Origin of the sequence: Desulfovibrio piger, from assembly GCF_900116045.1 — a bacterium.
In the GTDB taxonomy this organism is placed as follows: domain Bacteria; phylum Desulfobacterota; class Desulfovibrionia; order Desulfovibrionales; family Desulfovibrionaceae; genus Desulfovibrio; species Desulfovibrio piger_A.
Window position 1 is genome coordinate 1133254 of sequence record NZ_LT630450.1, and the last position, 24275, is coordinate 1157528.

The 24275-nt window shown below is 66.3% G+C and carries 26 protein-coding genes; 25 read left to right on the forward strand and 1 reads right to left on the reverse strand.

Translation table 11 applies throughout. The features are described from left to right. The first annotated feature begins 123 nt into the window (after positions 1 to 123). The 5 genes from DESPIGER_RS05245 to DESPIGER_RS05270 all read left to right on the forward strand — a co-directional run bounded on the left by DESPIGER_RS05245 (position 124) and on the right by DESPIGER_RS05270 (position 5775). Complete coding sequence (locus DESPIGER_RS05245) at positions 124 to 1002, forward strand: YicC/YloC family endoribonuclease (RefSeq protein WP_072333990.1); 879 nt, start codon at positions 124 to 126, stop codon at positions 1000 to 1002. A gap of 73 nt (positions 1003 to 1075) precedes the next feature. Further along, on the forward strand, positions 1076 to 1693 hold the full coding sequence (gene gmk, locus DESPIGER_RS05250; RefSeq protein ID WP_072333993.1) for a guanylate kinase: 618 nt from the start codon (positions 1076 to 1078) through the stop codon (positions 1691 to 1693). A 12-nt stretch (positions 1694 to 1705) separates the two neighbouring features. Continuing rightward, on the forward strand, positions 1706 to 2398 hold the full coding sequence (pyrF, locus tag DESPIGER_RS05255; protein ID WP_072333996.1) for an orotidine-5'-phosphate decarboxylase: 693 nt from the start codon (positions 1706 to 1708) through the stop codon (positions 2396 to 2398). Positions 2399 to 2503: 105 nt separating this feature from the next. After that, positions 2504 to 4234 carry a single-stranded-DNA-specific exonuclease RecJ gene (gene recJ, locus DESPIGER_RS05260; protein ID WP_072333999.1) on the forward strand — a complete coding sequence of 577 codons (1731 nt, stop codon included), beginning with the start codon at positions 2504 to 2506 and terminating at the stop codon, positions 4232 to 4234. A 536-nt stretch (positions 4235 to 4770) separates the two neighbouring features. Then, complete coding sequence (locus DESPIGER_RS05270; protein WP_072334005.1) at positions 4771 to 5775, forward strand: hypothetical protein; 1005 nt, start codon at positions 4771 to 4773, stop codon at positions 5773 to 5775. Positions 5776 to 6205: 430 nt separating this feature from the next. Here DESPIGER_RS05270 and DESPIGER_RS05275 read toward each other — a convergent pair whose 3' ends face one another. After that, the gene (locus DESPIGER_RS05275) at positions 6206 to 6862 is read right to left on the reverse strand and encodes a tetratricopeptide repeat protein (protein ID WP_072334008.1); all 657 of its coding nucleotides are present in this window, start codon (positions 6860 to 6862) and stop codon (positions 6206 to 6208) included. Between the two features lie 148 nt (positions 6863 to 7010). Between DESPIGER_RS05275 and yqeB the strand changes: the two genes are divergently transcribed. From yqeB to DESPIGER_RS05375, 20 genes are all read left to right on the forward strand, one after another. Next, positions 7011 to 7820, forward strand: coding sequence for a selenium-dependent molybdenum cofactor biosynthesis protein YqeB (gene yqeB, locus DESPIGER_RS05280; RefSeq protein ID WP_072334010.1), 810 nt, complete (start codon positions 7011 to 7013; stop codon positions 7818 to 7820). A gap of 12 nt (positions 7821 to 7832) precedes the next feature. After that, entirely contained in the window at positions 7833 to 8318 is a 486-nt protein-coding gene (locus DESPIGER_RS05285; RefSeq protein WP_072334013.1) for a hypothetical protein, read from the forward strand. Next, on the forward strand, positions 8305 to 8598 hold the full coding sequence (locus tag DESPIGER_RS05290) for a GIY-YIG nuclease family protein (RefSeq protein WP_072334016.1): 294 nt from the start codon (positions 8305 to 8307) through the stop codon (positions 8596 to 8598). The genes DESPIGER_RS05285 and DESPIGER_RS05290 overlap by 14 nt, the downstream gene beginning before the upstream one ends. Next, a complete protein-coding gene (locus tag DESPIGER_RS05295) occupies positions 8574 to 9203 on the forward strand; it encodes a LysE family translocator (protein WP_072334019.1) in 630 nt (209 codons plus the stop codon). Before DESPIGER_RS05290 ends, DESPIGER_RS05295 begins: the two co-directional genes overlap by 25 nt. 82 nt (positions 9204 to 9285) lie before the next feature. Beyond that, entirely contained in the window at positions 9286 to 9837 is a 552-nt protein-coding gene (locus DESPIGER_RS05300; protein ID WP_072334022.1) for a YceD family protein, read from the forward strand. Positions 9838 to 9943: 106 nt separating this feature from the next. Beyond that, the gene (rpmF, locus tag DESPIGER_RS05305; RefSeq protein ID WP_006003844.1) at positions 9944 to 10126 is read left to right on the forward strand and encodes a 50S ribosomal protein L32; all 183 of its coding nucleotides are present in this window, start codon (positions 9944 to 9946) and stop codon (positions 10124 to 10126) included. Continuing rightward, on the forward strand, positions 10126 to 11160 hold the full coding sequence (plsX, locus tag DESPIGER_RS05310; protein WP_072334025.1) for a phosphate acyltransferase PlsX: 1035 nt from the start codon (positions 10126 to 10128) through the stop codon (positions 11158 to 11160). Before rpmF ends, plsX begins: the two co-directional genes overlap by 1 nt. 15 nt (positions 11161 to 11175) lie before the next feature. After that, positions 11176 to 12162, forward strand: coding sequence for a beta-ketoacyl-ACP synthase III (locus tag DESPIGER_RS05315; RefSeq protein ID WP_072334028.1), 987 nt, complete (start codon positions 11176 to 11178; stop codon positions 12160 to 12162). Between the two features lie 62 nt (positions 12163 to 12224). Then, on the forward strand, positions 12225 to 12977 hold the full coding sequence (gene fabG / locus DESPIGER_RS05320; RefSeq protein ID WP_072334031.1) for a 3-oxoacyl-[acyl-carrier-protein] reductase: 753 nt from the start codon (positions 12225 to 12227) through the stop codon (positions 12975 to 12977). A 66-nt stretch (positions 12978 to 13043) separates the two neighbouring features. Further along, positions 13044 to 13280, forward strand: coding sequence for an acyl carrier protein (acpP, locus tag DESPIGER_RS05325; protein WP_006003837.1), 237 nt, complete (start codon positions 13044 to 13046; stop codon positions 13278 to 13280). Positions 13281 to 13403: 123 nt separating this feature from the next. Continuing rightward, positions 13404 to 14651: a beta-ketoacyl-ACP synthase II gene (gene fabF, locus DESPIGER_RS05330; protein WP_072334034.1), complete on the forward strand. Its 1248-nt coding sequence runs from the start codon at positions 13404 to 13406 to the stop codon at positions 14649 to 14651. Positions 14652 to 14671: 20 nt separating this feature from the next. Continuing rightward, the gene (glyA, locus tag DESPIGER_RS05335; protein ID WP_072334037.1) at positions 14672 to 15910 is read left to right on the forward strand and encodes a serine hydroxymethyltransferase; all 1239 of its coding nucleotides are present in this window, start codon (positions 14672 to 14674) and stop codon (positions 15908 to 15910) included. Positions 15911 to 16158: 248 nt separating this feature from the next. Then, positions 16159 to 16638 carry a deoxycytidylate deaminase gene (locus DESPIGER_RS05340; protein ID WP_072334040.1) on the forward strand — a complete coding sequence of 160 codons (480 nt, stop codon included), beginning with the start codon at positions 16159 to 16161 and terminating at the stop codon, positions 16636 to 16638. Beyond that, positions 16631 to 17773, forward strand: a complete 1143-nt coding sequence (ribD, locus tag DESPIGER_RS05345; RefSeq protein WP_072334043.1) for a bifunctional diaminohydroxyphosphoribosylaminopyrimidine deaminase/5-amino-6-(5-phosphoribosylamino)uracil reductase RibD — start codon at positions 16631 to 16633, stop codon at positions 17771 to 17773. The genes DESPIGER_RS05340 and ribD overlap by 8 nt, the downstream gene beginning before the upstream one ends. Before the next feature lie 3 nt (positions 17774 to 17776). Next, positions 17777 to 18439, forward strand: coding sequence for a riboflavin synthase (locus tag DESPIGER_RS05350; protein ID WP_072334045.1), 663 nt, complete (start codon positions 17777 to 17779; stop codon positions 18437 to 18439). Between the two features lie 9 nt (positions 18440 to 18448). After that, positions 18449 to 18919 (forward strand): 6,7-dimethyl-8-ribityllumazine synthase, encoded by a 471-nt coding sequence (gene ribE, locus DESPIGER_RS05355; protein WP_072334047.1) that lies wholly within the window; start codon positions 18449 to 18451, stop codon positions 18917 to 18919. Between the two features lie 3 nt (positions 18920 to 18922). After that, positions 18923 to 19396, forward strand: a complete 474-nt coding sequence (gene nusB / locus DESPIGER_RS05360) for a transcription antitermination factor NusB (RefSeq protein ID WP_072334049.1) — start codon at positions 18923 to 18925, stop codon at positions 19394 to 19396. 15 nt (positions 19397 to 19411) lie between these two features. Next, positions 19412 to 21925: a leucine--tRNA ligase gene (gene leuS, locus DESPIGER_RS05365; RefSeq protein ID WP_072334051.1), complete on the forward strand. Its 2514-nt coding sequence runs from the start codon at positions 19412 to 19414 to the stop codon at positions 21923 to 21925. Between the two features lie 120 nt (positions 21926 to 22045). Beyond that, complete coding sequence (gene holA / locus DESPIGER_RS05370) at positions 22046 to 23032, forward strand: DNA polymerase III subunit delta (RefSeq protein WP_072334053.1); 987 nt, start codon at positions 22046 to 22048, stop codon at positions 23030 to 23032. A gap of 533 nt (positions 23033 to 23565) precedes the next feature. Further along, a complete protein-coding gene (locus DESPIGER_RS05375; protein WP_083575315.1) occupies positions 23566 to 24258 on the forward strand; it encodes a JAB domain-containing protein in 693 nt (230 codons plus the stop codon). Positions 24259 to 24275 lie beyond the last annotated feature (17 nt).

The window sequence follows — 24275 nt, forward strand, 5'->3', positions numbered from 1 at the left end:
CAGGAGGCGTCCATCGTTGGAACGCGCCTTCCGCGGCATGTATCCGGCCGCGCGGGCGCGTTCCTTGCATTATGGAGCTGCTTGGCCTATTCTTTCGGAATATTTTCACTTCAGGGGGATATTATGCTGCGCAGTATGACCGGCTTCGGCCGCTGCCTGGTAGAGAGCGAAGGCTTTACCCAGCAATGGGAAGTCAAAAGCGTCAACAGCCGCCATCTGGACCTCAAATGGCGCCTGCCCATGAGCGTGCGCAGCCTTGAGCCGCGCCTGGAAAAAGTGGTGCGCCGCTTCGCCTCCCGCGGCCGCGTGGACATCAGCCTGACCCTCCAGTACACCGGCGGCACCGGCCCGGCGCCGCGCTTCGACGCCATGCAGGCCGACGCCATGCTGGACAGCCTGAAAGAACTGGCCGCCCGCCGCGGCGAGACCTTCACCCCCGACTACAACGCCCTGCTCGCCCTGCCCGCTCTGTGGGGCGATGCCGGTGACGAAGTGGACGAGGGCCTGACCCTGGCCCTGGAAGAAGGTCTTTCCCTGGCCCTGGAGGACTGGAACGACGCCCGCGCCGCCGAGGGCCGCGCCCTGGCCCGCGACATGCATTCCCGCATCCTGCGCATGGAGGAATGGACCGGCCTCATCGCCGAGCGCGCGCCCGAGATCAAGGAAGAGCGCGCCGCCGTCATGCGCGAACGCCTCAACGAGGCGCTGGAAGCCGTCAACGGCCTGGACGAGAACCGCTTCCTGCAGGAGATCACCATCCTGGCCGACCGTCTGGACGTCACCGAGGAGCTGACCCGCCTGCATACCCACCTTGCCCGTCTGCACGAGCTGCTGGATGCCGGCAAGGATGCCGGCCGCCGCCTGGACTTCACGCTGCAGGAATGCTTCCGCGAGATCAACACCTGCGGCAACAAGATCCCCGACGTGCAGCTTTCGCGCATGGTGGTCGATTTCAAGAACGAACTGGAAAAGTGCCGCGAGCAGGTCCAGAACCTCGAATAGCCGGCGGTATGCCGTCACGGTCGTCCGACACTGAGCTCCGCGGGCCCCGCCTGCGGAAGGAGATTTTGACATCATGAACAGACTCGGCATCGCGCTGGTCATCAGCGCGCCCTCCGGGACAGGGAAGACCACGCTCATCAAGCGCCTGCGCAAGGAATTCCCCACCTTCGGCTATTCCGTCTCCTGCACCACCCGCGCCCCCCGCGACGGCGAAGTGGACGGCAGGGACTACCATTTCCTGAGCCGCGAGCGCTTCGTGGAGCTGCGCGACCAGGGCCATTTTGCCGAATGGGCCGAAGTGCACGGCAACTTCTACGGTACGCCCCTGCCCCCCGTGCGCGAGATGCTGGCCAAAGGCCAGGACATCCTGTTCGACATCGACGTGCAGGGTGCCGCCCAGCTGCGCAAGAACATGCCCGACGCCCGCTTCCTCTTCATCCTGCCGCCCTCCGTGGAAGAGCTGGAACGCCGTCTGCGCGGCCGCGGCCTGGACAGCGAGGAAGTCATCCTGCGCCGCCTGGCCAACGCCCGTGCCGAGATGCAGGAAGCGCCCCACTATGATGCCCTCATCGTCAATGACGACCTGGACACGGCTTACGACCACCTGCGCGCCGCCTACCTGGCCGCGACCCTGGCCCCCCGCTGCCGCCCCGGACTGGTGGAGGCCCTGAACAACGGACACCTCCTTTAAGGAAGAAGAACGATGGCTGCCCAACTCATTGTCGCTCTGGATCTGCCCCGCAAGGAAGACGCTCTCGTCCTGGCCCGCGAACTGCAAGGCGCCGTGCCCTGGTGCAAGGTGGGCATGGAACTGTTCACCCTGGCCGGCCCGGACATCATCCGCGAACTGCACGACCTCGGCTTCCATGTCTTCCTGGACATGAAATTCTACGACATCCCCCACACCGTGGCCCAGGCCGTCAAGGCCGCTGCCGCCGCCGGTGCGGAACTGCTGACCCTGCACTGCCAGGGCGGCGAGCGCATGTGCAGCGAGGCCCGTATTGCCGCCGACAGCTACGGCAGCAAGGCTCCCCGGCTTTTCGGCGTCACGGCCCTGACCAGCTTCGGCCCCGGCGAGATGCCCGGCATCAGCGCCGATCCCTCGGACTTTGCCCTGGAGCTGGCCGGCAAGGCCCGCGGCTGGGGCCTGGACGGCGTGGTCTGTTCCGGCCATGAGGCCGCCCGCATCAAGGCCTCCTGTCAGGGGCTGCGCTGCCTGTGCCCCGGCATCCGTCCCGCGGGCGCCGATACCGACGACCAGCAGCGCATCATGACGCCCGCCCGTGCCGTGCAGGCCGGCGCCGACTTCCTGGTGGTGGGACGTCCCATCCTCAAGGCCCCCTCGCCCGCCGGGGCCGCCCGTGCCATCCAGGCCGAGATGCAAGCCGCCGTCTAAAGGAGACAGCATGACAGCCAGCCCCCTTCCTGCCCTCTTCCGCACCCCAGTCACGTCCCGTCGCCGCGGCATGCGGCGTCGTACGTCCGTCGTGGAGGTGGCGGCATGAAGCGCTGGCTGTTCCGTGAGCCCCCCGCCGGTTCGCCGCCGCGCGGTCTGGCCCGTGAGCTCTCCATCTCGCCCCTGCTGCTGGACATCCTCTGGCGGCGCGGCCTGGACAGCCCCGAGGAGCTGGACGCCTATCTTTCCGCGCGTCTGCCCGATCTGGTGCCGCCGTCCCGCTGGCCCCAGTTCCCGCAGGCGGCCGAGGTCATCAGCAAAGCCCTGCTGGACGGCAAGAAGCTGGCCGTCTGGGGCGACTATGACGTGGACGGCATCACGTCCTCCACGCTGGTGCTGGACGTGCTGGAAGCCCACGGTCTGGAAACCCTGTGGCATGTGCCCGACCGCCGCAGCGAAGGCTACGGCCTGAACGTCCCGGCCATCGAGGCACTGGCCGCCCAGGGCTGCGGCATCCTGCTCACCGTGGACTGCGGCATCTCCGATGTGGCCGCCGTGGCCCGCGCCCGCGAGCTGGGCATGACCGTGGTCGTCTCCGACCATCACCTGCCGCCGCCGGAACTGCCCCCGGCCGACGCCATCTGCAACCCCCGCCTGGGCCCGGAAGACGACATGCCCTGCCCCCATCTGGCCGGTGTGGGCGTGGCCTTCTTCCTCATGGCCGCCGTCAACGCGGCCCTGGCCCCGCACACGGGCCGCCGCTTCAAGATGGACAGGGTGCTGGACCTGGTGGCCCTGGGCACGCTGGCCGACGTCATGCGCCTGGGCGGGCAGAACCGCATCCTCGTGCGCGGCGGGCTGGACAAGCTGGCCGAGGCCGCCCGTCCCGGCATCGCCGCCCTCAAGACCGTGAGCGGTTCCGACGCGGCCGCCCGCCTCAACGCCGGACAGGTGGTCTTCCGTCTGGCGCCGCGCATCAATGCCGCCGGACGCATGGGTGCGGCCGATACCGCCCTCCGGCTGCTGCGCAGCAAGGATCATGTGGAGGCCCTCCGCCTGGCCCGGCATCTGGATGCCCTCAACACCCAGCGCCGCGAGGAGGAGGAACGCATCTGGGCCGCCGCCCGCGAGCAGGCCCGCCGCCAGCTGGAGCAGCGCCAGCGCCCGGCCCTGGTGCTCTACGGCGGGGACTGGCACCCCGGCATCGTGGGCATCGTGGCCTCGCGCATCGTGGAAGAATTCTACCGGCCCACCATCATCCTCTGCGACGACAACAATATGATGAAGGGCTCGGGCCGCTCCATCCGCGAGTTCGACCTGTACGCCGGGCTCCAGAAGACGGCCCATGTGCTGGCGGGCTTCGGCGGTCACAAGCTGGCCGCGGGCGTGCGCCTGGAACCCAACCAGCTGGAGCGTTTCCGCGAGGCTTTCGAACAGGTCGTGGCGGACGAACTGGGCGGGCAGCCCCTGACCCCGGCCCTGCTGCTGGAATGCGAGCTGGATTTCCAGCAGGCCTCGGATTCCGCCTTTTTGCAGGAGCTGGAACTCATGCAGCCCTTTGGGGCGGGCAATGCCGAGCCGGTCTTCGCCTCCCCGGAACTCACCGTGGTGGACCGCAGCCCCCTGGGCTACAGCGGCGACCATGTGCGCCTGCGCCTGAAGGACAGCGCCAGCGGCATCACCCTCATGGCCAAGGGCTGGAACATGGCCACGGCCTTCCCGCCCTCTTCCGTGGGCTCGCGCATCCGTGTGGCCTACACGCCGCGCCTGGACTACTACCGGGGCGTGGCTTCCATCGATGTGGGCATCAAGGACTGGCAGCCCGTGGCCGACTAGCACGCGCCCACCATAGTGCCGAAGGGCCTTCTTCCCCTGCGGAAGGGGCCTTTTTCGTTGCTGCTCCCGGGTAGCGCGTCCCCCGCCCCCCTCTTCCCCTCTGCCGCGGCCCCCCACGGGCTGCGTGTCACGGGCAGCTGCGGCCCTCCCGGGCTGCCGCCCCGGCCCCGCCTCCGCGACATCGCCGCCAGCGTGCGCAGGCGCCCTTCCCCCTCCCGGACGGAACTCGCCCCTGCCCTGTGCATGTCTGCCCGCTGCCATGAAATCCCCGGAAATTTCCTTCCGCATCCTTCACAGAATCCATTTGAGGCTTACCCTTTGAACACGGCAGCCCCAACGGCAGACCAGGGAACGCCTCCCGTGCCCGGGCATCGCCGTTGCGGCCCGGCCCTCCCGCCTGACCTCCTGTTCCGGCAGACAGTCAGGGACAGGCAGCACGGCCGCCCGCGGCACCGTCCGTCCCGCGAGACACGGGGGCCGCGCCGTACCTTCAACAGATGACACGCCGGGATCGCCCGGCTTTTCAGGAGTTCGTCATGATGCAGCCCGAAGAGCTGTCCGCGTACAAGGAAAGCGTCCTGCAGGACATCGCCCAGGCCCAGCGCGTGGGCGCCGACGAGAACGCCATCACCGCCCTCATCAGCCAGTACCCGCTGGATCAGGCCCTGGCCGCCCGTCTGGCCCGCTGCTACGGCCCCAAGGGACTGGAGAATTTCAATCTGGACGGCATCGATGTGGCCGCCCTGCCCTCACAGCAGAAGCACGTCAAGGAACCCGACCAGAGCGTGCTGCAGCAGGTCTGGGAAGAGCATGTGGCCCTGGTCATGGATCAGGTCTGCCGCATGTCGCCCGAATATCTCGATCTGGAACGGGAGACCCGTCTGGACATCCTGCTGCTGGAACAGGCCCGCGCCGGGAACAACCTCCAGGCCATGCTGGGGCTGGAGATCCTGCATGTGGCCGAAGACCTGAACCTGGCCATGCAGGAGGCCGAGGCCGCCGAAGCCGGTCATGCCGCCGGGCAGCCCGGGGCCTGCAAGATGGCCGCCTTTGCCCGCAAGATCATCCACAGTCTGGAACGCCAGCGCGAGAGCCTGGAACAGGCCGCCGAGCTCCTGCCCCTGGTCTGTGATGCCCAGGCCTATGCCGCCGCTGCCCAGACCTATGCCCGGAACAAAAAAGACAAGGACGGCCTGCCCGAAGACGGTTTCCGCCAGACCATGCAGGCCCAGCGCCAGTCGCTGGAAGCCGCCGCGCGGGACTGCACCACGCCCTGCCTGGGCGATCTGTTCACCGCCCGCCACCGCAACCTGGCCACGGCGGAAGAGATCTACATCCGCATGCAGCGTCAGGCCCTCAACGGTCTTTCTTCGGTGACCCGGGCCGAGGCCCTGGCCGACAGCCTCTTCCCCTGGCTGGCCGCTACCCTGGAAGACATCATGGGCAACGAGCTCCACGCCGGTCTCAAGGACACGGCCGCCGCCCGTCTGGACGGCATCCGCCAGCTGCTGGCCGATATGGAAGCCGAAGAGCTGCAATAAAGGGATGCGGAGGAAGGAGCCCCTTTTTGAAAAAGGTCTCTCCTTCCCCCTCAAACTCCCCCATCCCTGCCAAAAACTTTTGGCCGGATGACTGGCAAGGTCCCGCGTTGCGCAGGCTGTGCGCGACTCACCGTCCCCGGCATGATACGGGAAGGGGAAGAACGTTGCCCGGCATGATGGCAAGAAGGGCTGCTCCCCGGCACGAGGCGCCTTGCCGCCGCGCATGCGATGCGCCAGGCGACAGGATCAGGCCCGATACGGGGCGCCCTCCGGCGCGCATACGAGATGCCGGTGCGCCACCCTTTTTTTGATTGCTCATGAAACAGGGCCTGCCTCCCCGGGAAAGGGAGGCAGGCCCTGTTTTTTTATCCATCTGACTCCAGCTGCGGCATACTGTCTTGCCGCAGGATGGTGGCGGGCGGGAAAAGGTCTACGGCTTGGGATACTGGCGGATGTGCGAGAAGATGCTGCCGTCCCGCTCCAGCCCCTGCCGGGCAGCCTTGGCATACCAGAGGGCGGACTCCGCGGCATCCTGCGGCACGCCGAAGCCCACTTCATAACAGGCGCCCAGGAAGCGCTGGGCCTGGCCATTGCCCTGTTCGGCGGCACGCTTGGCCCAGTCGAAGCTCTGTTCAGGGTCCTTGGTCACCAGTTCGCCGTCGGCGCAGATCAGCGCCATGTTGAACTGGGCCTCGGCATAGCCGCTTTGGGCCGCGCGCTGCATCCACTGCAGATAGCCGCTGGTGTCGCGCGGCACGCCCGCACCGGAGCGCAGCATGTAGGCCACCAGGGTCTGGGCTTCGGCATCGTTCTGCTCCGCCGCCAGCATGTACCATTTGAAGGCCGTGGCCAGATCCTGGGGGACGCCCAGACCGTTCTCGTAGCAGCGGCCCAGCAGCACCTGCGAGCGGGCATCGCCTTCCGTGGCCAGGGGCTGCAGCAGGCGCAGCGTTTTCTTGTACTGGCCGATATTGTAGGCCGTCCAGGCCTCCTGCCAGGTCTTGTCCGCCTTGCTGTCCGCGGCCACGGCAGGGAGAGCGCTCACCAGGGCAAGGCCCAGCAGGCCTGTTGCGAGTATCTTGTTCATGATTTCTCCTTGCGTGCCGTTTCCTTTGCCGGCATCAGGCCGGGGCACGCGTGCAGGCCAGCATACGCCGCCCCCCGGCGGGACACAAGCGTCCCGTCCTGTCATCCCCCTGCCCTTGACGACTGGCCCGGCAAGATGCATTTTTGTCATGATGCACAAAGGATTCTGCCCCCTCATCGTCATCCGGGGCGCCGGAGACATGGGCACCGGCGTGGCCCTGGAGCTGTGGCACGCGGGCCTGCACGGGCTCGTGCTGCTGGAGTGCGCCCGGCCGCGCGCCATCCGCCGTTTCGTGGTCTTTTCCGAGGCGGTCTTCGAAGGCGCGGCCCGGGTGGAAGGGCTTGAGGCCCGTCTGTGTCCCGATGTGGCCGCCTGCCGCGCCCTGCGGCAGAGCGGGGAGGCCCTGCCCCTGCTGGTGGACGAGGACGGCACGAGCCTGCGCGAGCTTCGCCCCCAGGTCTTCGTGGATGCCACCATGAGCAAGAAGGCCCGCGGCCTTTCCCCGGACATGGCGGATCTGGTCATCGCCCTGGGGCCTGGCATCGAAGCCGGGCGGGACGTCCACTGCATCATCGAAAGTTTCGGCCCGGACACGGGACGCTGCCTCTGGCAGGGACAGGCCCTTGCCGATACCGGCATCCCCTGCGAGAACGGCCGCCCCGAACAGCGCGTGGGCCGTGCCCCGTGTGCCGGTGTCTTCGCAAGCCCCCTGCCCCTGGGCGGCCATGTCCTCCGGGGGCAGGAAGTGGGCCGGGTGGACGGTGTCCCCGTCCCGGCGCCCCTGTCCGGCCGTTTGCGCGGCCTGCTGCGCTCCGGCCTTCCGGTGCGCGCCGGGGCCAAGGTATGCGACATCGAACCGCTGGACCACGTGCCCCTGGACAAGGTGTCCCCACGGGCCCGCTGCCTGGGCAGGGGCGTGCTGCGGGCCATCGCCGCCCGCTTTAACCTTCCTACCTGATACAGGAGCATCATGTCCCCCTACAATCCCGATCCCCAGAACAGATACCCCTCTCCCCGGGACGGCAACGGCCAGTCCCGCGATGGTGAGCGCGTCATCGAGGCCGAGATCATCCATGACGGCTGTGACGGCGGCAGGGACCAGGGCCCTTACGGCCACTCCTGCCGGGGCGGTTACGGCCGGGAACAGTTCCGCGGCAGCCGCAGCCCCTGGAACGGCGGCCTGCATTTCCAGACCATCTGGACCTCGGGCGGCAGCCGGCAGGCGGGCCTTGCGCCCGGCATCACCCTGGCCCTGATCATCATCGCCGGCATCCAGTTCGGCCTGCTGGCCAGCATCGGCTTCATGGTCTTCCATGCCATCGGCTCCGTTCTCAACTCCATGCGCGAGATGCGCTCCCTGCTGGCGGGCAACCCTCCCAACCCCTGGCCCGGCCGCATCCTCAGCTGGACCATCAGCTTCGTGCTGGTAGGCTGGCTTTCCGGTGGCTTCCAGTGATGCCAGATGGCATGTCTACCTGTTGCGCTGCGCCGATGGCACCCTGTACTGCGGCGTGACCACCGACCTTGACCGGCGCCTGGCCCAGCATAACGGCCGGCTGGCCGGCGGGGCCCGCTACACACGCCCGCGCAGGCCGGTGGCCCTGCTGCTCGCCCGGGCCTGCACCTCCCGGCGGGAGGCCCTGCGCCTGGAACATCACATCAAACGACTGCCCCGCTCCCGCAAGGAACAGGCCCTGAAAGAGTTTTCCCCATGCTGCCCCTGGATACCGTCCTGACCTTTTTCGCCACCGCCCTCCTGCTGGCCCTTGCCCCGGGACCGGACATCATCTTCGTCCTCACCCAGTCCGCCCTCTACGGCATGCGGGCCGGTGTGGCCACCACCCTGGGTCTCATCTCCGGCCTGTGCTTCCATACAACAATAGTAGCCGTGGGCGTGGCGGGCCTGCTCATGGCCTCGCCCCTGGCCTTCGGCCTGCTGACCCTCGTCGGCGCGGCCTACCTGCTTTACCTGGCCTGGCTCTCCTTCCGGGCCGGGGCCAGCATGGCCCATCTGCAGGAAAGCCGCTTTCTGGGGTACGGGGCCCTGTACCGGCGCGGCGTGTTCATGAACATCACCAACCCCAAGGTGACGCTCTTCTTCCTGGCCTTCCTGCCGCAGTTCTGTGTGCCGCAACGCGGCAGCGTGGCCCTGCAGGTCATGGAGCTGGGGCTGCTCTTCATGCTGGCGGCCTTCCTCGTCTTCACGGCCGTCTCGGCCCTGGGCGGCCGTCTGGCGCTCTGGTTCAACAGTTCGCCGCGCGGCCAGATGCTCATGCACCGTGTGGCCGGCCTGGTCTTCGTGGTCCTGGCCGTGATGCTGGTCGTCTCCTGGCTGGCCTGAGCCGCGCAAAGCCCTGTGCCGCCGCCCCGCCGGGCTTGACACGGGCTTGAGCCCCGAGTAAGAAGGCCGCATTGAGGTGACCATGCAGAACTATCGTATCCCGCTCAGTGAGATTCCCCCTTCCGGCAAGGACATGACGCTGGACGATCCCGCCATCTGGCAGGGACCGCTGGCCGAGTTCCAGATGGACTGCCGCATCGTCGCTCCCCTGAAGGCCGAGCTCGGCATCATGCCCCTGGAAGGCGACTATCTGGTGCGCGGGAGCATCACCGGTACCGTGGTGCTGCCCTGCAACCGTTGCGCCGAAGACGTGACCGTGACCGTGGATGCGCATTTTGAAAATTTTGAGGAGACCGCCGCCGAGCCCGAGGACGAAGAGGCCGCGACCACCGGCGAAGACCTGCTGGAAAGCCGCGTCGTCACGGAGAACGGCGTGTCGTATCTCGATCTGGGCGCCATCTGCTGGGAAGAGTTCGTCCTGGCCCTGCCGGTCAATCCCCTGTGCCGCCCTGACTGCAAGGGCCTGTGCCCCCAGTGCGGCGCCAACCTCAATGACGGCCCCTGCCGGTGCGCCCCCGAAGAGGGCGATCCGCGCATGGCCGTCCTGCGCGGGTTGAAATTGCGCAAAAACTAGACATCAAAAATTTTTTCTGCTAGACTCTTGCCTCTTGAGCTTGGCCCATAGGGTCACTCACGCCCAAAAGCATATCATTTCCGATCTCTCGGAGAAGGAGAACATCATGGCTGTCCAGCAAAACAAAAAGTCCCGTTCCCGCAAGGGCATGCGCCGTTCCCACGACCGCGTGGCCACCCCCACCGTCATCTACTGCTCCTGCGGCGAGCCCACCGTGCCCCATAGCGTGTGCCCCAACTGCGGCGCTTACAAGGGCCGTCAGGTGATCGCCAAGACCGAAGCCGAGTAATGAACGCGCGCCCCATCATAGCCGTTGATGCCATGGGGGGGGATTTTGGCCCCTCCGTGGTCGTTCCTGGCGCCATCGATGCCGCCAGGCTTCATGACTTGCACGTCCTCCTTGTGGGGGATACCCCCAAGGTAGAAGCGGAACTCGCCAAGCTCGACCTTGCCAACGTGCATTTCGACATCGTCCAGGCTGATGATGTGGTGCACATGAATGAAAAGCCTTCGGACATCCTTCGCCGCAAAAAAAACGCTTCCATCCAGGTGGCCTGCCGTCTCGTCAAGGACGGCAAGGCCGATGCCGTGGTCAGTGCCGGTCATTCCGGCGCCACGGTCGCGTGCGGCATGTTCATCATGGGTCGGCTGCCGGGCGTCGAACGCCCGGCGCTGGCTGCCCTGCTGCCCACGGAAAAGAACCCCGTGGTCGTGCTGGACGCCGGCGCCAATGTGGACTGCCGGCCCTATCATCTTTTCCAGTTCGGGCTCATGGGCGATGCCTTCGCACGAGACCTGCTGGGCTATGCGGCCCCGCGTGTCAGCCTGCTGAGCATCGGCGAAGAGGAAGGCAAGGGCAACAGCCAGGTCAAGGAAGCCTACGAACTGCTCAAACTGGCCCAGAACCTCAACTTCGTGGGCAATGCCGAAGGCCGCGACATCTTTACGGGCGATATCGATGTCGTGGTCTGTGACGGTTTTGTGGGCAACGTGGTGGTCAAGATGAGCGAAGGCCTGGCCTCGGCCCTGGTCCGCATGCTCAAGCGCCTGTTCACCTCCGGTTTCCTGCCCGCCCTGGGCGGCATGCTGGCCAAGGGCGCTTTCAAAAAGTTCGCCACCACCATCGACTACGCCGAATACGGCGGTGCCCCCCTCCTGGGCCTGCAGGGCCTGGCCATCGTCTGCCACGGCCGTTCCAGCGCCCGCGCCATGCAGAACGCCATCAAGATGGCCGGTACCTTCGTGCGCAAGGGCACCAACGACCGTCTTGCCGAAACCATCCTGGCCAACGAGGAACTCACCCGCTTCTCACGCGCCATCTAAGCCACGGGTATTTCTATGAAGCCAAACTGCTACCTGCACGCCCTCAGCAGCCATGTTCCCGCCGAGGTCCTGACCAACGACGACCTGAGCAAACTGGTGGAGACCAACGACGAGTGGATCACCACCCGTACCGGCATCAAGCGTCGCCACCGGCTTTCCGGGGAGGAGAACGCCTCCGACCTCGGGACCCATGCCGCCCGCAAGGCTCTGGAAAATGCCGGCCTCGACGCCGCCAGGCTGACCCACATCCTCACGGCCACCTGTACGCCGGACCATCTCAGCCCCTCGCTTTCCTGCATCATCGGCGGCAACATCGGTGCCGGTCCGGCCATGTCCTTCGATTTCGGCTCCGCCTGCTCCGGTTTCCTCTACGGTCTGCATCTGGCGGACGCCCTGCTCTGCCAGGACCCGGCTTCCCAGATCCTCTTCGTCTGCACCGAGGCCCTGACCCGCCGCGTCAACTGGAGCGACCGCAGCACCTGTGTGCTCTTCGGTGACGGCGCCGGTGCCTGCATCCTCAACAGCGATCCCGAAAATGCCCTGGCCCGCGTGCAGGACAGCATCTGCAAAAGCGACGGCAGCCTGCACGACCTCATCATCGTGGGCGGCGGCACCAGCTGCCGCTACAAGCCCGGCGATCCCGTGGGCGACGACTTTTTCATCACCATGCAGGGCCGCGAGGTCTACAAGCATGCCGTGCGCCAGATGTCCGGCGTCTGCCAGGAACTGCTGGCGCGCAACGGCCTCACGGCCGCCGACGTGGATCTTTTCGTGCCCCACCAGGCCAACATGCGCATCATCGAGGCCGTGGGCAGCCGCCTGAAGATCGATCTGGATCATGTGTTCACCAATGTGGCCGAATACGGCAACACCTCTTCCGCCTCCGTGCCTCTGGCCCTGGTGGAAGCCCTGGCCCAGGGCCGCATCAAGGCCGGGGACCGTGTGCTGGTGACCGCCTTCGGCAGCGGCCTGACCTGGGGCGCGGCCCTGCTGCAGTTCTAGGCTGCCGCGGCGTTGAACTCGGCCCTTTTCTGCTATATCATACAATCCATTGAGGCAGCATCATGAGTACCCTTGATCCCACCACCCCCACCGCGCTGGTTACCGGCGGTTCCCGGGGCATCGGCCGTGCCGTTGCCCTGACCCTGGCCCGTGACGGCCGTCAGGTCATCCTCACCTATGTGAGCCGTCCCGAGGAAGCCGACAAGACCGTGGCGGAGATCGAAGCTGCCGGCGGCCGGGCCCTGGCCCTGCCCCTCAACGTGGGCGACGGCGAGGCCGTGGCCGCCTTCTTTGCCGAGCACATCAAGGGCAAGGTCAATCTGGCCGTGCTGGTCAACAACGCCGGCATCACCAAGGACGGCTTCCTGGTCCGCATGAAGGATGACGATTTCGACCGCGTCATCACCATCAACCTGCGCGGCGCCTTCATCTGCACCCGCGAGGCCGCCAAGATCATGACCAAGGCCCGTCACGGCCGCATCGTGAACATCTCTTCCGTCGTGGGCCAGATGGGCAATGCCGGCCAGGCCAACTACAGCGCCGCCAAGGCCGGCCTGCTGGGCCTGACCAAGTCCTGCGCCAAGGAGCTGGCCGCGCGCCAGATCACGGTCAATGCCGTGGCCCCCGGATTTATCGAAACCGACATGACCGCCGCCCTGAGCGACGAGGTGCGCGCCTCCTACGAGGCCGCCATCCCGCTGAAGCGCATGGGCACCGCCCAGGAGATCGCCGACGCCGTGGCCTTCCTGGCTTCGGACAGGGCAGCCTACATCACCGGCCAGGTGCTGGCCGTCAACGGCGGCATGTACTGCTGACAAACGGCGGCCGCGCATGCTGCCGCTCCCACTACCTGAAAACACAAAGCGAGTTGGAGGATAACCATGTCTGAAGTTGCAGCCAAAGTGACCAAAATCATCGTGGACCAGCTGGGCGTGAGCGCTGAAGAAGTGAAGCCCGAAGCTTCCTTCGTGGAAGACCTGGGCGCTGACTCCCTGGACCTGACCGAACTGATCATGGCCATGGAAGAAGAATTCGACATCGAGATCGCCGATGACGACGCCCAGAAGATCCTGAAGGTGCAGGACGCCATCAGCTACATCGAAAGCAAGCAGGGCTAAGTTTTCCCTGTCTGCCGGAAAAATTGGAACGCACCGGGCTTGCCCGGTGCGTTTTCCCCTTCCGGCCGGTCAACACGAGTATTTTTTCCCAGGCACAAGACCCCGCCTGTCCAAGGAGTATCCATGAATCGTCCGCGCGTTGTCATCACCGGTCTTTCCGCCATCACCCCCCTGGGCAATGACCTTGAAACCACCTGGAAGCGCCTGCTTGCCGGCGAATCCGGTATCGCCCCCATCACCCTTTTCGATGCCACCGACTATGACTCGCGCGTTGCCGGCGAAGTGAAAGACTTCGTTGCCGAAGATTTCATCCCTGCCAAACAGGCCCGCCGCATGGACCGCTTCACCCAGTTCGCCGTGGTGGCCGCCCAGCAGCTGCTGAAAGACTCCGGCCTGGTCATCAATGACGACAACGCCTACGACGTGGGCGTCATCCTGGGCATCGGCCTGGGGGGCCTGAAGACCATCGAGACCTATCACGCCAAGCTGCTGCAGGGTGGCCCCGGCAAGGTCTCGCCCTTCCTGATCCCCATGCTCATCTCCAACATGGGGCCCGGCCAGATCGCCATCTTCACCGGCGCCAAGGGCCCCAACATCGTGACCACCACGGCCTGTGCCTCCGCCATCCACGGCATCGGCACCGCTTTCAGCGAGATCCTGCTGGGCCGTATCAGCACGGCCATCACCGGCGGCGTGGAAGCCACCGTGACCCCCCTGGGCGTGGCCGGTTTCACGGCCCTGAAGGCCCTGTCCACCCATTACAATGATGAACCCGCCAGGGCTTCCCGCCCCTTCGACGCCAACCGCGACGGCTTCGTCATCGGTGAAGGCGCCGGCCTGCTGCAGCTGGAAGAACTGGAACATGCCAGGGCCCGCGGCGCCAGGATCTATGCCGAAGTGGTGGGCTATGGCGCTTCCGACGACGCTTTCCACATGACCGCTCCCGCCGACTCCGGCGAAGGCATGGCCCGCGCCATGCAGAACGCCCTGCGCGACGCCGGTCTGCCACCTGAGGCCATCGGGCACATCAATGCCCATGCCACCTCCACCCAGCTCAACGACAAGACCGAGACCAAGGGCATCAAGCTGGTGTTCGGCGAGCACGCTTCCAGGATCAAGATCTCCGCCACCAAGTCCATGACCGGCCACCTGCTGGGTGCCGCCGGCGGTGTGGAGACCGTGTTCACCGCCATGGCCCTGCACACCGGCTGGCTGCCCGGCACCATCAATCTGGAAAATCCCGATCCCAACTGCGATCTGGATTACATGGCCGGCGGCTCCGCCCACATCCCCTGTGAATACGCCATGTGCAACTCCTTCGGTTTCGGCGGCACCAATGCCAGCCTGATCCTGAAGAAGTGGAACCACTAGCCCAAAGGAAGAGCGGTAGAATGGACGAAATCTTGCTTCAGGACCCGGAACTGGCCCGTGCCATCACCCTGGAATCCCAGCGCCAGGTCACCAAACTGGAACTGATCGCTTCGGAAAACTTCGTTTCTCCGGCCGTGCGGGAAGCCCAGGGCAGCGTGCTGACCCACAAGTATGCCGAAGGCTATCCGGGCAAGCGCTATTACGGCGGCTGCGAATATGTCGACATGGTCGAGGACCTGGCCATCGAACGCGCCAGGAAGCTCTTCGGCTGCGAATACGTCAACGTGCAGCCCCACTCCGGTTCCCAGGCCAACATGGGCGCCTATTTCTCCTTCCTCAAGCCCGGCGACACCATCCTGGGCATGGATCTGACCCACGGCGGCCATCTGACCCACGGCAGCCCCGTCAACTTTTCGGGCAAGCTGTTCAGCAACGTCTTCTACGGCGTGAGCCGCGAGACCGGCTGCATCGACTATGACGAAGTGGCCCGCATCGCCCGCGAGCACAAGCCCGCCGCCATCGTGGCCGGCGCCAGCGCCTATCCCCGCAAGATCGACTTCGCCCGCTTCCGGGCCATCGCCGATGAGGTGGGTGCCGTCCTCGTGGTGGACATGGCCCACATCGCGGGCCTGGTGGCCGCCGGTCTGCACGAGAGCCCCATCCCGTACGCCCACATCACCACCACCACCACGCACAAGACCCTGCGCGGTCCCCGCGGCGGCATGATCCTTTCCGACGCGACCCGCGGCAAGGGCCTCAACAGCCAGATCTTCCCCGGCATCCAGGGCGGCCCGCTGATGCATGTCATCGCGGCCAAGGCCGTGGCCTTTGGCGAGGCCCTGCGCCCCGCTTTCAAGACCTATGCCCGGCAGATCGTCAAGAACGCCGCCGTGCTGGCCGACTGCCTGACCGCCGCCGGCTTCAATCTGGTGTCCGGCGGTACGGACAACCACCTCATGCTGGTGGACCTGACCAACAAGGACGTGACCGGCAAGGATGCCGAACACGCCCTGGATGCCGCCGGCATCACGGTCAACAAGAATACCGTCCCCTTCGAGACCCGCTCGCCCTTCGTGACCTCCGGCGTGCGTCTGGGCACTGCCGCCCTGACCACCCGCGGCATGAAGGAAGACGAGATGCGCCAGGTGGCGGCCTTCATCGTGGAGGCCATCGAAAAGCGCGACGAGCCCGCCTCCCTGGCCGCCATCCGCGGCCGCGTGGAGGAGTTCGCCCGCGCCTACCCGCTGTTCACCTGGTAACGGCGCACCACAGGGGAAAGGCCGCCGCTGTCCCGCACGGGACGCCGCCCCTCCCCTTTTTCCCGCCGTGCCCGCCGGCGGCCCCGACCTGCCGGTCGTCGCTGCGTGGCGGGCGCCCCACGGAACGCCCCTCTTTGTGAAAAGGCCGCCTCTGGCGGCCTTTTCCGTCCGTGGTCCTGCCGCCGGCGGGCTTGGCTTTTGCCCCGGCTGCGTGTAAGGTAGTCCAACTTTTTATTGCGAGTACTGTCATGCAACGAATGCCCTGGCCCGATTACTTCATGAACATCACCTATCTGGTGCGTGAGCGTTCCACCTGCCTGCGCCGCAAGGTGGGCGCCATCGCCGTCAAGGACAGGCACATCCTGGCCACCGGTTACAACGGCGCGCCCTCCGGCGTGCGCCACTGCCTGGAGACGGGCTGCCTGCGCGAGCAGATGGGCATCCCTTCCGGGCAGCGCCACGAGATCTGCCGCGGCCTGCACGCGGAGCAGAACGTCATCATCCAGGCCGCCGTGCACGGCGTGAGCATCGCCGGGGCGGAGCTCTATTGCACCACCTTCCCCTGCGCCATGTGCAGCAAGATGCTCATCAACTGCGGCATCAGGCATATCTGGTACAGCGAGCACTATCCCGACGAACTGGGGCTGGCCATGCTCAGCGAGGCCGGCGTGACCTTTGAGCAGATCCCCTTCCCGCCCGACATGCCCAGAGGACCGCAGCATGTCTGAGTCCCTTTTTGCCCCTTTCATGCGTGAGGCCCTGGCCCTGGCCGAGAACGGCCGCTGGAGCGCCTGCCCCAATCCCACGGTGGGCGCCGTGCTGGTGCGCGACGGCCGGGTGGTGGCGCGCGGCTGGCACCATGCCGCCGGGCAGCCCCACGCCGAGGTGGAGTGCCTGCGCGACGCGCAGCGTCAGGGCATCGATCCCGCCCAGTGCACCCTGGTGGTCACGCTGGAGCCCTGCAACCATTACGGCAAGACCCCGCCCTGCAGCGAAGCCGTGCTGGCCGCGGGCATCCGGCGGGTGGTCATCGGCCTGCACGATCCCACCCCCAAGGCGGCGGGCGGCGCCGAACGCCTGCGCGCCGCCGGTGTGGACGTCATCGGCCCGGTCTGCGAGCAGGAATGCCGCGACCAGGTGGCCGACTTCCTGGCCTGGCAGCAGGGCCGCCCCTATGTGATCCTCAAGCTGGCCGCCACCATGGACGGGCGCATCGCCACCCGTACCGGCCACTCCCGCTGGATCAGCAGCGAGGGGTCGCGCGCCCTGGTGCATCGCCTGCGTGCCGGCATCGGCCGTGCCGGGGGCGCCGTGCTGGTGGGCGGCGGCACCTTCCGGGCCGACAATCCCTGCCTCACGGCCCGCATCCCCGGCGAGACGGTGGAGCGGCAGCCCCTGGCCTGCGTGCTGACCTCGCGCCTGCCCAATCCGGCGGGCGACATCCATCTGCTCAAGGAGCGTCCCGGTCAGGCCGTCTTCCTCTGCTCGCCTGCTGCGGCGGCTTCCACGGCGGCCCACGCCCTGCGCCAGATGGGCGTGCGGGTGCTGGCCCTGGGCCCCGGGCAGCGCGGCTGTCCTGATTTCGCGGCCATGTTCCGCATGCTGTACGAGGACCTGCACTGTCCTTATGTGCTTTGCGAAGGCGGCGGGCATCTGGCCCTGTCGCTGCTGGAAGCGGGCTTTGCCGACGAATTCCTGCTGCATCTGGCGCCGCGCATCCTGGGCGACAACGAGGCCGCTCCCCTGTTCGACGGCCGCAGCCCCCTCACCATGGCCGAGGCCCTGGAACTGCGCGTCTGCCGCACCTCCCTGTGTGACGGCGATGTGCACCTGCAGCTGCGCCCGGCCATTCCTCAGGAGTAGACCATGTTTACCGGCATCATCCAGGGACAGGGCGAGATCGTGGGCCTGCGCCGCAGCGGCCAGGAATGCCGCATGGACGTGCGCCCCCTCTTCCCCCTGGAAAACATCGTGGACGGGGAATCCATCGCCCACAACGGCGCCTGCCTGTCCGTGGAACGGCACAGCGGCGCCACCTTCACCGTCTATGCCTCGGGCGAGAGCCTGTCCCGCACTACCCTGGGCGATCTGCGCAAGGGCGACTTGGTCAACCTGGAACGGGCCCTGGCCCTGGGCGACCGTCTGGGCGGGCACCTGGTCAGCGGCCATGTGGACTGCGTGGCCACGGTGCGTTCCGTGGAACAGGCCGGCTCCTCCCTGCGCTGCACGCTGGCCTTCCCGCCGGCCTTCGCGGCGGAAGTCATCGAAAAGGGCTCCGTCACCCTGGACGGCATCAGCCTGACCATCAATGCCTGCGGCAAGGATTTCCTCACCGTCAACGTCATCCCGGACACCCAGAAACGCACCACCATGCTGCACTGGCGCCCGGGCAGCCGCGTGAACATGGAGACGGACCTCATCGGCAAGTATGTGCGCCGCATCATGCAGTGCCAGGCCGACGGGCCCGCCGCGCCGCAGAAGAGCAGCGGCATCAACAAGGAATTTTTACTGCAAAACGGTTTTCTTTAGGAGCAGACCATGAGCAATCCCACTACCATCAGCGGCGTGCTTGATGCCAAAGGCCTCAAGATCGCCATCCTGGCCACCCGTTTCAACGATTTCATCGTGGACCGCCTGACCGGCGGCGCCCTGGACTATCTGGAACGCCACGGCCTCGATGCCAAGAACATCACCATCGTGCGCATCCCCGGTGCGTTCGAGATGCCCCTGGTCTGCCAGAAGCTGGCCACCAGCGGCAAGTATGACGGCATCGTGGCCCTGGGCGCCGTGATCCGCGGCGCCACCCCCCACTTCGACTATGTGTGCAGCGAAGCCAGCAAGGGCATCGCCCAGGTGATGCTGCAGTCCAAGACCCCCATCGGCTTCGGCCTGCTGACCTGCGACAGCATCGAGCAGGCCATCGAACGCGCCGGTTCCAAAGGCGGCAACAAGGGCGTGGAAGCTGCCGCCGCCATGCTGGAAACCATCCGCGTGCTGGAGCAGCTGTAATCCATGAGCAAGGGTAAATCCGCCAGCCGCCGGGGCGAACGCGCCCAGGCTTTTCAGGTTCTGTACGGGCTGTCCTTCGCTGACGCCACCTCGCCGGAAGACGTGCGCCGCGCCTTCCTGCAGTCCCCTGACCATCAGGAGAGCGAAGAGGACGGGCTGCCTTCCGGTTTCGCCTGGGATCTGGTGCAGGGCGTGTGGAGCAGGCGCGACGAACTGGACAAGACCATCAGCCGCTTCTCGCGCAACTGGCGCGTGGACCGCATGGGCCGCGTGGAGCTGACCCTGCTGCGCCTGGCCATGTACGAGCTGCTGTACCGCCAGGACGTGCCCGCCAAGGTGGCCATCAACGAGGCCCTGGAGCTGACCCGCCAGTTCGGCGAAGACAATGCCACCAGTTTTGTCAACGGTATTCTGGACGCCGCCGCCAAGGCTCTGGAAAAGGGTTCCCTCTCCGCCGGAGAGGATTCCACCAACTAAAAGCAGACAAGTACCATGACGCAAGAACGTTACTCCCCGCAGGACATCGAACAGAAATGGCAGGAGCGCTGGCAGCAGCAGGATGCCTTTGCCTGCGACCATCACAGCGACAAACCCAAATATTATGTGCTGGAGATGTTCCCCTACCCCTCGGGCAACATCCACATGGGCCATGTGCGCAACTATTCCATCGGTGACGTGGTGGCCCGCTGCAAGCGCATGCAGGGCTTCAACGTGCTGCACCCCATGGGCTGGGACGCCTTCGGCCTGCCCGCGGAAAATGCCGCCATCAAGCACAACACCCATCCGGCCAGATGGACCTATGCCAACATAGACAACATGCGCGCGCAGCTGCGCCGCCTGGGCTATTCCTATGACTGGTCCCGCGAAGTGGCCACCTGCCGTCCCGAATATTACCGCTGGGAGCAGGGCTTCTTCCTGCGCCTGCTGGAAAAGGGCCTGGTCTACCGCAAGAAGGCGCCCCAGAACTGGTGCCCCTCCTGCCATACCGTGCTGGCCAACGAACAGGTCATCGACGGCCTGTGCTGGCGCTGTGACAGCCATGTGGAGCAGAAGGACCTGACCCAGTGGTTCCTGCGCATCACCGCCTACGGTGACGAACTGCTGCAGGACCTGCAGAAGCTGGAAGGCGGCTGGCCCGACCGCGTGCTCTCCATGCAGCGCAACTGGATCGGCAAGTCCACCGGCGCGGCCGTGCGCTTCGGCCTGCCCGCCCCCCTGGACGGCGTCGACCATCTGGAGGTCTTCACCACCCGTCCCGACACCGTGTTCGGCGTGACCTTCCTGACCCTGGCCCCCGAGCATCCGCTGGTGGAAAAGCTCATCGAAGGCTACGAAAAGGCCGACGAAGTGCGCGCCTTCGTGACCCGCATCCGCAACATGGACCGTCTGGAGCGCCAGTCCGACAATCTGGAAAAAGAAGGCATCTTCACCGGCGCCTATGTGACCCATCCCTTCACCGGCCGGCAGGTGCCCGTGTGGCTGGGCAACTTCGTCCTGGCCGACTACGGTACCGGCGCCGTCATGGGCGTGCCCGCCCACGACCAGCGCGACTTCGAATTCGCCCGCAAGTACGGCCTGCCCGTCAAGGTGGTCATCAGCCCCGAAGGCCAGGTCCTCGACCCCGCCAGCATGGAGGCCGCCTTCACCGCCGAAGGCGTGATGGTCAACTCCGGCGATTTCGACGGCATGCCCAACACCGACGGCAAGAAGGCCGTGGCCGAACGCCTGGAGAAGGAAGGCAAGGGCAAGGCCACCACGCAGTTCCGCCTGCGTGACTGGAACATCTCGCGCCAGCGGTACTGGGGCGCCCCCATCCCGGTCATCTACTGCGAAAAGTGCGGCGTGGTGCCCGAGAAGGAAGAGAACCTGCCCGTGCTCCTGCCCCTGGATGCCCATGTGCGCGAGGACGGCCGCTCCCCCCTGCCCGAGACCGATTCCTTCGTGCGCTGCACCTGCCCCGTCTGCGGCGGCGAGGCCCGTCGCGAGACCGATACCCTGGACACCTTCGTGGAGTCCTCCTGGTACTTCGCCCGCTACACCGCCGCCCGCAACACCGCGAGCGCCTTCGATATGGACGCCCTCAAGTACTGGCTGCCCGTGGACCAGTACATCGGCGGTGTGGAACACGCCATCCTGCACCTGCTCTACGCCCGCTTCTTCACCAAGGTCCTGCGCGACCTGGGCTTCTACCCCGAAGGTCTGGACGAGCCCTTCACCAACCTGCTCACCCAGGGCATGGTGCTCAAGGACGGCAGCAAGATGTCCAAGTCCAAGGGCAACGTGGTGGACCCCACGGCCATGATCGCCAAGTACGGAGCGGACACCGTGCGCCTGTTCTGTCTCTTCGCCGCGCCGCCGGAGCGTGACTTCGACTGGTCCGACAGCGGCATCGAAGGCTCCTCCCGCTTCCTGCACCGCGTCTGGCGCCTGTTCATGGACGAGGCCGGACGCCTGTCCGCGGTCAAGGCCTGCGGCGCCGGCGCCGGCGACGTGACCACGCCCGAAGCCCGCGACCTGCGCCGTCGCGAACACCTGACGGTCAGGAAGGTCACCGAGGACATGGGCAACCGCTTCCAGTTCAACACCGCCATCTCCGCGGTCATGGAACTGGTCAACGCCATGTACCTGTCCCGCGAGAAGCTGGGCAAGAGCGACGCCGAGAACCGCGTCTTCTCTTCGGCCATGGCCACGGTGCTGACCCTGCTCTCGCCCATCACCCCGCATCTGTGCGAGGAACTGTGGCAGCGCATGGGGCACACCTCCTCCCTGCAGGAAGAAGCCTGGCCCGTATGCGAGGAAAGCGCCCTGGTGCAGGATACCGTCACCATCGCCCTGCAGGTCAACGGCAAGCTGCGCGGCACCATCGAAGTGCCCGCCGGTGCCGACAAGGCCCGGATGGAAGAAGTGGCCCTGGCCGACGCCGCCGTGCAGCGCCACACCAGCGGCCTGACCATCCGCAAGGTCGTGGTGGTGCCCGGCAAGCTGGTCAACGTGGTGGCCAACTAGCCCGCAGGGAGCCCCGCTCCACCCCATGAACCCAACCGTTGCGGGGGAAGAAGGCCCGGACATGCCGTCCGCCTTTTTTCCCCGCAACGTCGTTTTTCCCTCCCGAACCCAGGACGTACCATGCCCAGACCCGGTTTTTCCTTTCTCGTCTGCCCGGACAGCCGCCTTTTGCAGGCCCGTCTGGAAGCCCTCGTGAGCGCCCAGGGCGGCAGCAGCCGCTGGGAACGGCACGTCCACTGGGGGGACGAGGAGCCCTCCCCGCGCTTCTGGGAACAGCTCACCCTCCAGGGCCTGTTCGGCACGCCGCGCCTGCTGGTGGTGCGGCAGGCCCATCTCTGGCCCGCCGCGGTATGGAAAAAGATCTCCGCCGCCCTGGCCCGGCCCTCGGAACAGTGCTGGCCCTTCTTCTGTCTGGAAGTGCCCTGGGAAAAAGGCCAGCCCAAGATCCCGGCCCACATCGCCAAGCTGCGCTGCCTGGGCTTTGCCGACCAGCAGGGCTGGATCTGGCGCAGCGAAGGCCTGAGCGAGCGCAGCCTCAAGAAATATGTCCGCGACCGGGCCCAGGCCCTGGGCATCCCTTTCGAGGCCGACGCCTTCGAACAGTTCTGCACCTCCGTGCCCCCCGATGCCCAGGCCGTGGAGAACGAGCTGGAAAAACTCCTGCTCCTGCGTCCGGCGGCTGACGGGCAGGCCATGCCCTGGTCCGTCACCACGGACATGCTGGCCACCAGTTCCTGGGCCCCGGAATGCAACATCTTCGCCTGCATCCGCCATATGGAAGCCGGCAACCTGGCCGCTGTCTGGAAAGAGCTGGCCCGGGGCCGCAAGGACGTGGAAGGCCTGCTCTTCCCCCTGCTCTCCCTGCTGGCCCGCGAGTTCCGCCAGCTCTGGCAAGCCTGCGCGGGCGAGAAGGTCCGCTTCCATCCCTCCGAGGCCAGTGCCAAGCAGCAGCTGGCCCGCCGTCTGGGCCCCGCCGCCCTGGCCCGCTGCCTGGGCATGGTCATGGACGCCGAACTGGCCGTCAAGAGCGGCCGCTGCACGCCTGAACAAAGCCTGGACAAGCTGGCCACCGATCTTGTGGCCCTCTTCGCCGCTGCCCGGCGCTAGATTTTTTTGGGGAACCCGCTGATTTTTTTGGGGGGGGAAGGGCCCCCTTCCGCTGTCGATGCCGCAGGTCTCCTGTGGCGCCGGCGGGCGCGGCCTGCGGCGCTTTTTTGGGGGAAGGGACCCCCATCCTCCCCCAAACGCGCTTTCTTCTGAAAAATTTTTGCATGACGGTCAGACCTTCGGCTCAAAAGGGCCGTGTCTTCCAGAAAAGCATGAGACACGGCTGGCCCCAATTCTCCAACCATGCTTTATGCTAACAAATCGTCGATAACGGTCATGGAACTCTCTGCCACAGTGGGGAAAGGACTGCATCATCAGCTCGTTCGACCTTATGACTGTCACGAAGCCAGAGAGGGCGCTGGGGAAGGGGGAGTTTGAGGGGGACCCCCTCTCGCGCCAGCAGCGACCGAAGGCGGCCGCAGGCCGTGCCCGTTGGCGACGAAGGAGCTTTACGGGCATCGACAGCAGAGATGAGGGGTTCCCCCCAAAAGATACCCTCCCCCCCTTGCGCTTGCCAAAATGCATCTTACTTTATGACCGCAATGCCCGTATCCTCTGCCTCTCCCCATAGCGGCCACCGCAGCCGCCTGCGTCAGCGACTGGCTCGCGAGCCTCTGGCTGTGGCCGATTATGAGGTCCTGGAACTGTTGCTGGGCTACGGACAGCCGCGCAAGGATACCAAGCCGCTGGCCCGGGAACTGCTGCTGCGTTTCCACAATATCCGCGGCGTGCTGGACGCGCCGCCGGAACAGCTGCTGGCCGTGCCGGGCTTCGGCCCCGGTCTGCTCTCCCTGTGGCAGGTGCTGCGCGAAGTGCTGGCCCGCCATGCGGCTGCCCCCCTGCTGCAGGGGGTGGAAATGGCGACGCCCCAGGCCGTGGCCGAAATGGCCCGGGCCCGTCTGGCCGGCAGCCAGCAGGAAGAATGCTGGCTGGCCATGGTCAATGCGGGCAACCGCCTCGTGGCCTGGGAACGCCTGCGCCAGGGCAATGTGGAAAGTGTCCCCCTGCTGCCCCGTGACGTGCTGGAACCCGCCCTGCGCTACAAGGCCAGCGGCATCATCCTGGTGCACAACCATCCGGGCGGCCAGACGCGGCCCTCCCGTCCCGACCTCGTCTTCACCAATACCGTGCGGGAGCTGGCCGTCAACATGGGGCTGCGCTTTCTGGACCATGTGATCGTCACCGACAATGGCTGCTACAGCATCTGCCAGTGCAGACATCTGTAGGCAGTCCGGGAGTATAT

Excerpts from the sequence above, each read along its gene's own strand:
- DESPIGER_RS05340 (WP_072334040.1), top strand. The coding sequence starts at position 16,159 with ATGCAACGAATGCCCTGGCCCGATTACTTCATGAACATCACCTATCTG.
- nusB (WP_072334049.1), top strand. The coding sequence starts at position 18,923 with ATGAGCAAGGGTAAATCCGCCAGCCGCCGGGGCGAACGCGCCCAGGCT.
- ribE (WP_072334047.1), top strand. The coding sequence starts at position 18,449 with ATGAGCAATCCCACTACCATCAGCGGCGTGCTTGATGCCAAAGGCCTC.
- DESPIGER_RS05350 (WP_072334045.1), top strand. The coding sequence starts at position 17,777 with ATGTTTACCGGCATCATCCAGGGACAGGGCGAGATCGTGGGCCTGCGC.
- yqeB (WP_072334010.1), top strand. The coding sequence starts at position 7,011 with ATGATGCACAAAGGATTCTGCCCCCTCATCGTCATCCGGGGCGCCGGA.
- fabG (WP_072334031.1), top strand. The coding sequence starts at position 12,225 with ATGAGTACCCTTGATCCCACCACCCCCACCGCGCTGGTTACCGGCGGT.
- glyA (WP_072334037.1), top strand. The coding sequence starts at position 14,672 with ATGGACGAAATCTTGCTTCAGGACCCGGAACTGGCCCGTGCCATCACC.
- DESPIGER_RS05245 (WP_072333990.1), top strand. The coding sequence starts at position 124 with ATGCTGCGCAGTATGACCGGCTTCGGCCGCTGCCTGGTAGAGAGCGAA.
- rpmF (WP_006003844.1), top strand. The coding sequence starts at position 9,944 with ATGGCTGTCCAGCAAAACAAAAAGTCCCGTTCCCGCAAGGGCATGCGC.
- leuS (WP_072334051.1), top strand. The coding sequence starts at position 19,412 with ATGACGCAAGAACGTTACTCCCCGCAGGACATCGAACAGAAATGGCAG.
- gmk (WP_072333993.1), top strand. The coding sequence starts at position 1,076 with ATGAACAGACTCGGCATCGCGCTGGTCATCAGCGCGCCCTCCGGGACA.
- plsX (WP_072334025.1), top strand. The coding sequence starts at position 10,126 with ATGAACGCGCGCCCCATCATAGCCGTTGATGCCATGGGGGGGGATTTT.
- DESPIGER_RS05295 (WP_072334019.1), top strand. The coding sequence starts at position 8,574 with ATGCTGCCCCTGGATACCGTCCTGACCTTTTTCGCCACCGCCCTCCTG.
- recJ (WP_072333999.1), top strand. The coding sequence starts at position 2,504 with ATGAAGCGCTGGCTGTTCCGTGAGCCCCCCGCCGGTTCGCCGCCGCGC.
- ribD (WP_072334043.1), top strand. The coding sequence starts at position 16,631 with ATGTCTGAGTCCCTTTTTGCCCCTTTCATGCGTGAGGCCCTGGCCCTG.
- DESPIGER_RS05315 (WP_072334028.1), top strand. The coding sequence starts at position 11,176 with ATGAAGCCAAACTGCTACCTGCACGCCCTCAGCAGCCATGTTCCCGCC.
- DESPIGER_RS05300 (WP_072334022.1), top strand. The coding sequence starts at position 9,286 with ATGCAGAACTATCGTATCCCGCTCAGTGAGATTCCCCCTTCCGGCAAG.
- fabF (WP_072334034.1), top strand. The coding sequence starts at position 13,404 with ATGAATCGTCCGCGCGTTGTCATCACCGGTCTTTCCGCCATCACCCCC.
- DESPIGER_RS05270 (WP_072334005.1), top strand. The coding sequence starts at position 4,771 with ATGATGCAGCCCGAAGAGCTGTCCGCGTACAAGGAAAGCGTCCTGCAG.
- acpP (WP_006003837.1), top strand. The coding sequence starts at position 13,044 with ATGTCTGAAGTTGCAGCCAAAGTGACCAAAATCATCGTGGACCAGCTG.
- DESPIGER_RS05375 (WP_083575315.1), top strand. The coding sequence starts at position 23,566 with ATGACCGCAATGCCCGTATCCTCTGCCTCTCCCCATAGCGGCCACCGC.
- DESPIGER_RS05285 (WP_072334013.1), top strand. The coding sequence starts at position 7,833 with ATGTCCCCCTACAATCCCGATCCCCAGAACAGATACCCCTCTCCCCGG.
- DESPIGER_RS05275 (WP_072334008.1), bottom strand. The coding sequence starts at position 6,862 with ATGAACAAGATACTCGCAACAGGCCTGCTGGGCCTTGCCCTGGTGAGC.
- pyrF (WP_072333996.1), top strand. The coding sequence starts at position 1,706 with ATGGCTGCCCAACTCATTGTCGCTCTGGATCTGCCCCGCAAGGAAGAC.
- holA (WP_072334053.1), top strand. The coding sequence starts at position 22,046 with ATGCCCAGACCCGGTTTTTCCTTTCTCGTCTGCCCGGACAGCCGCCTT.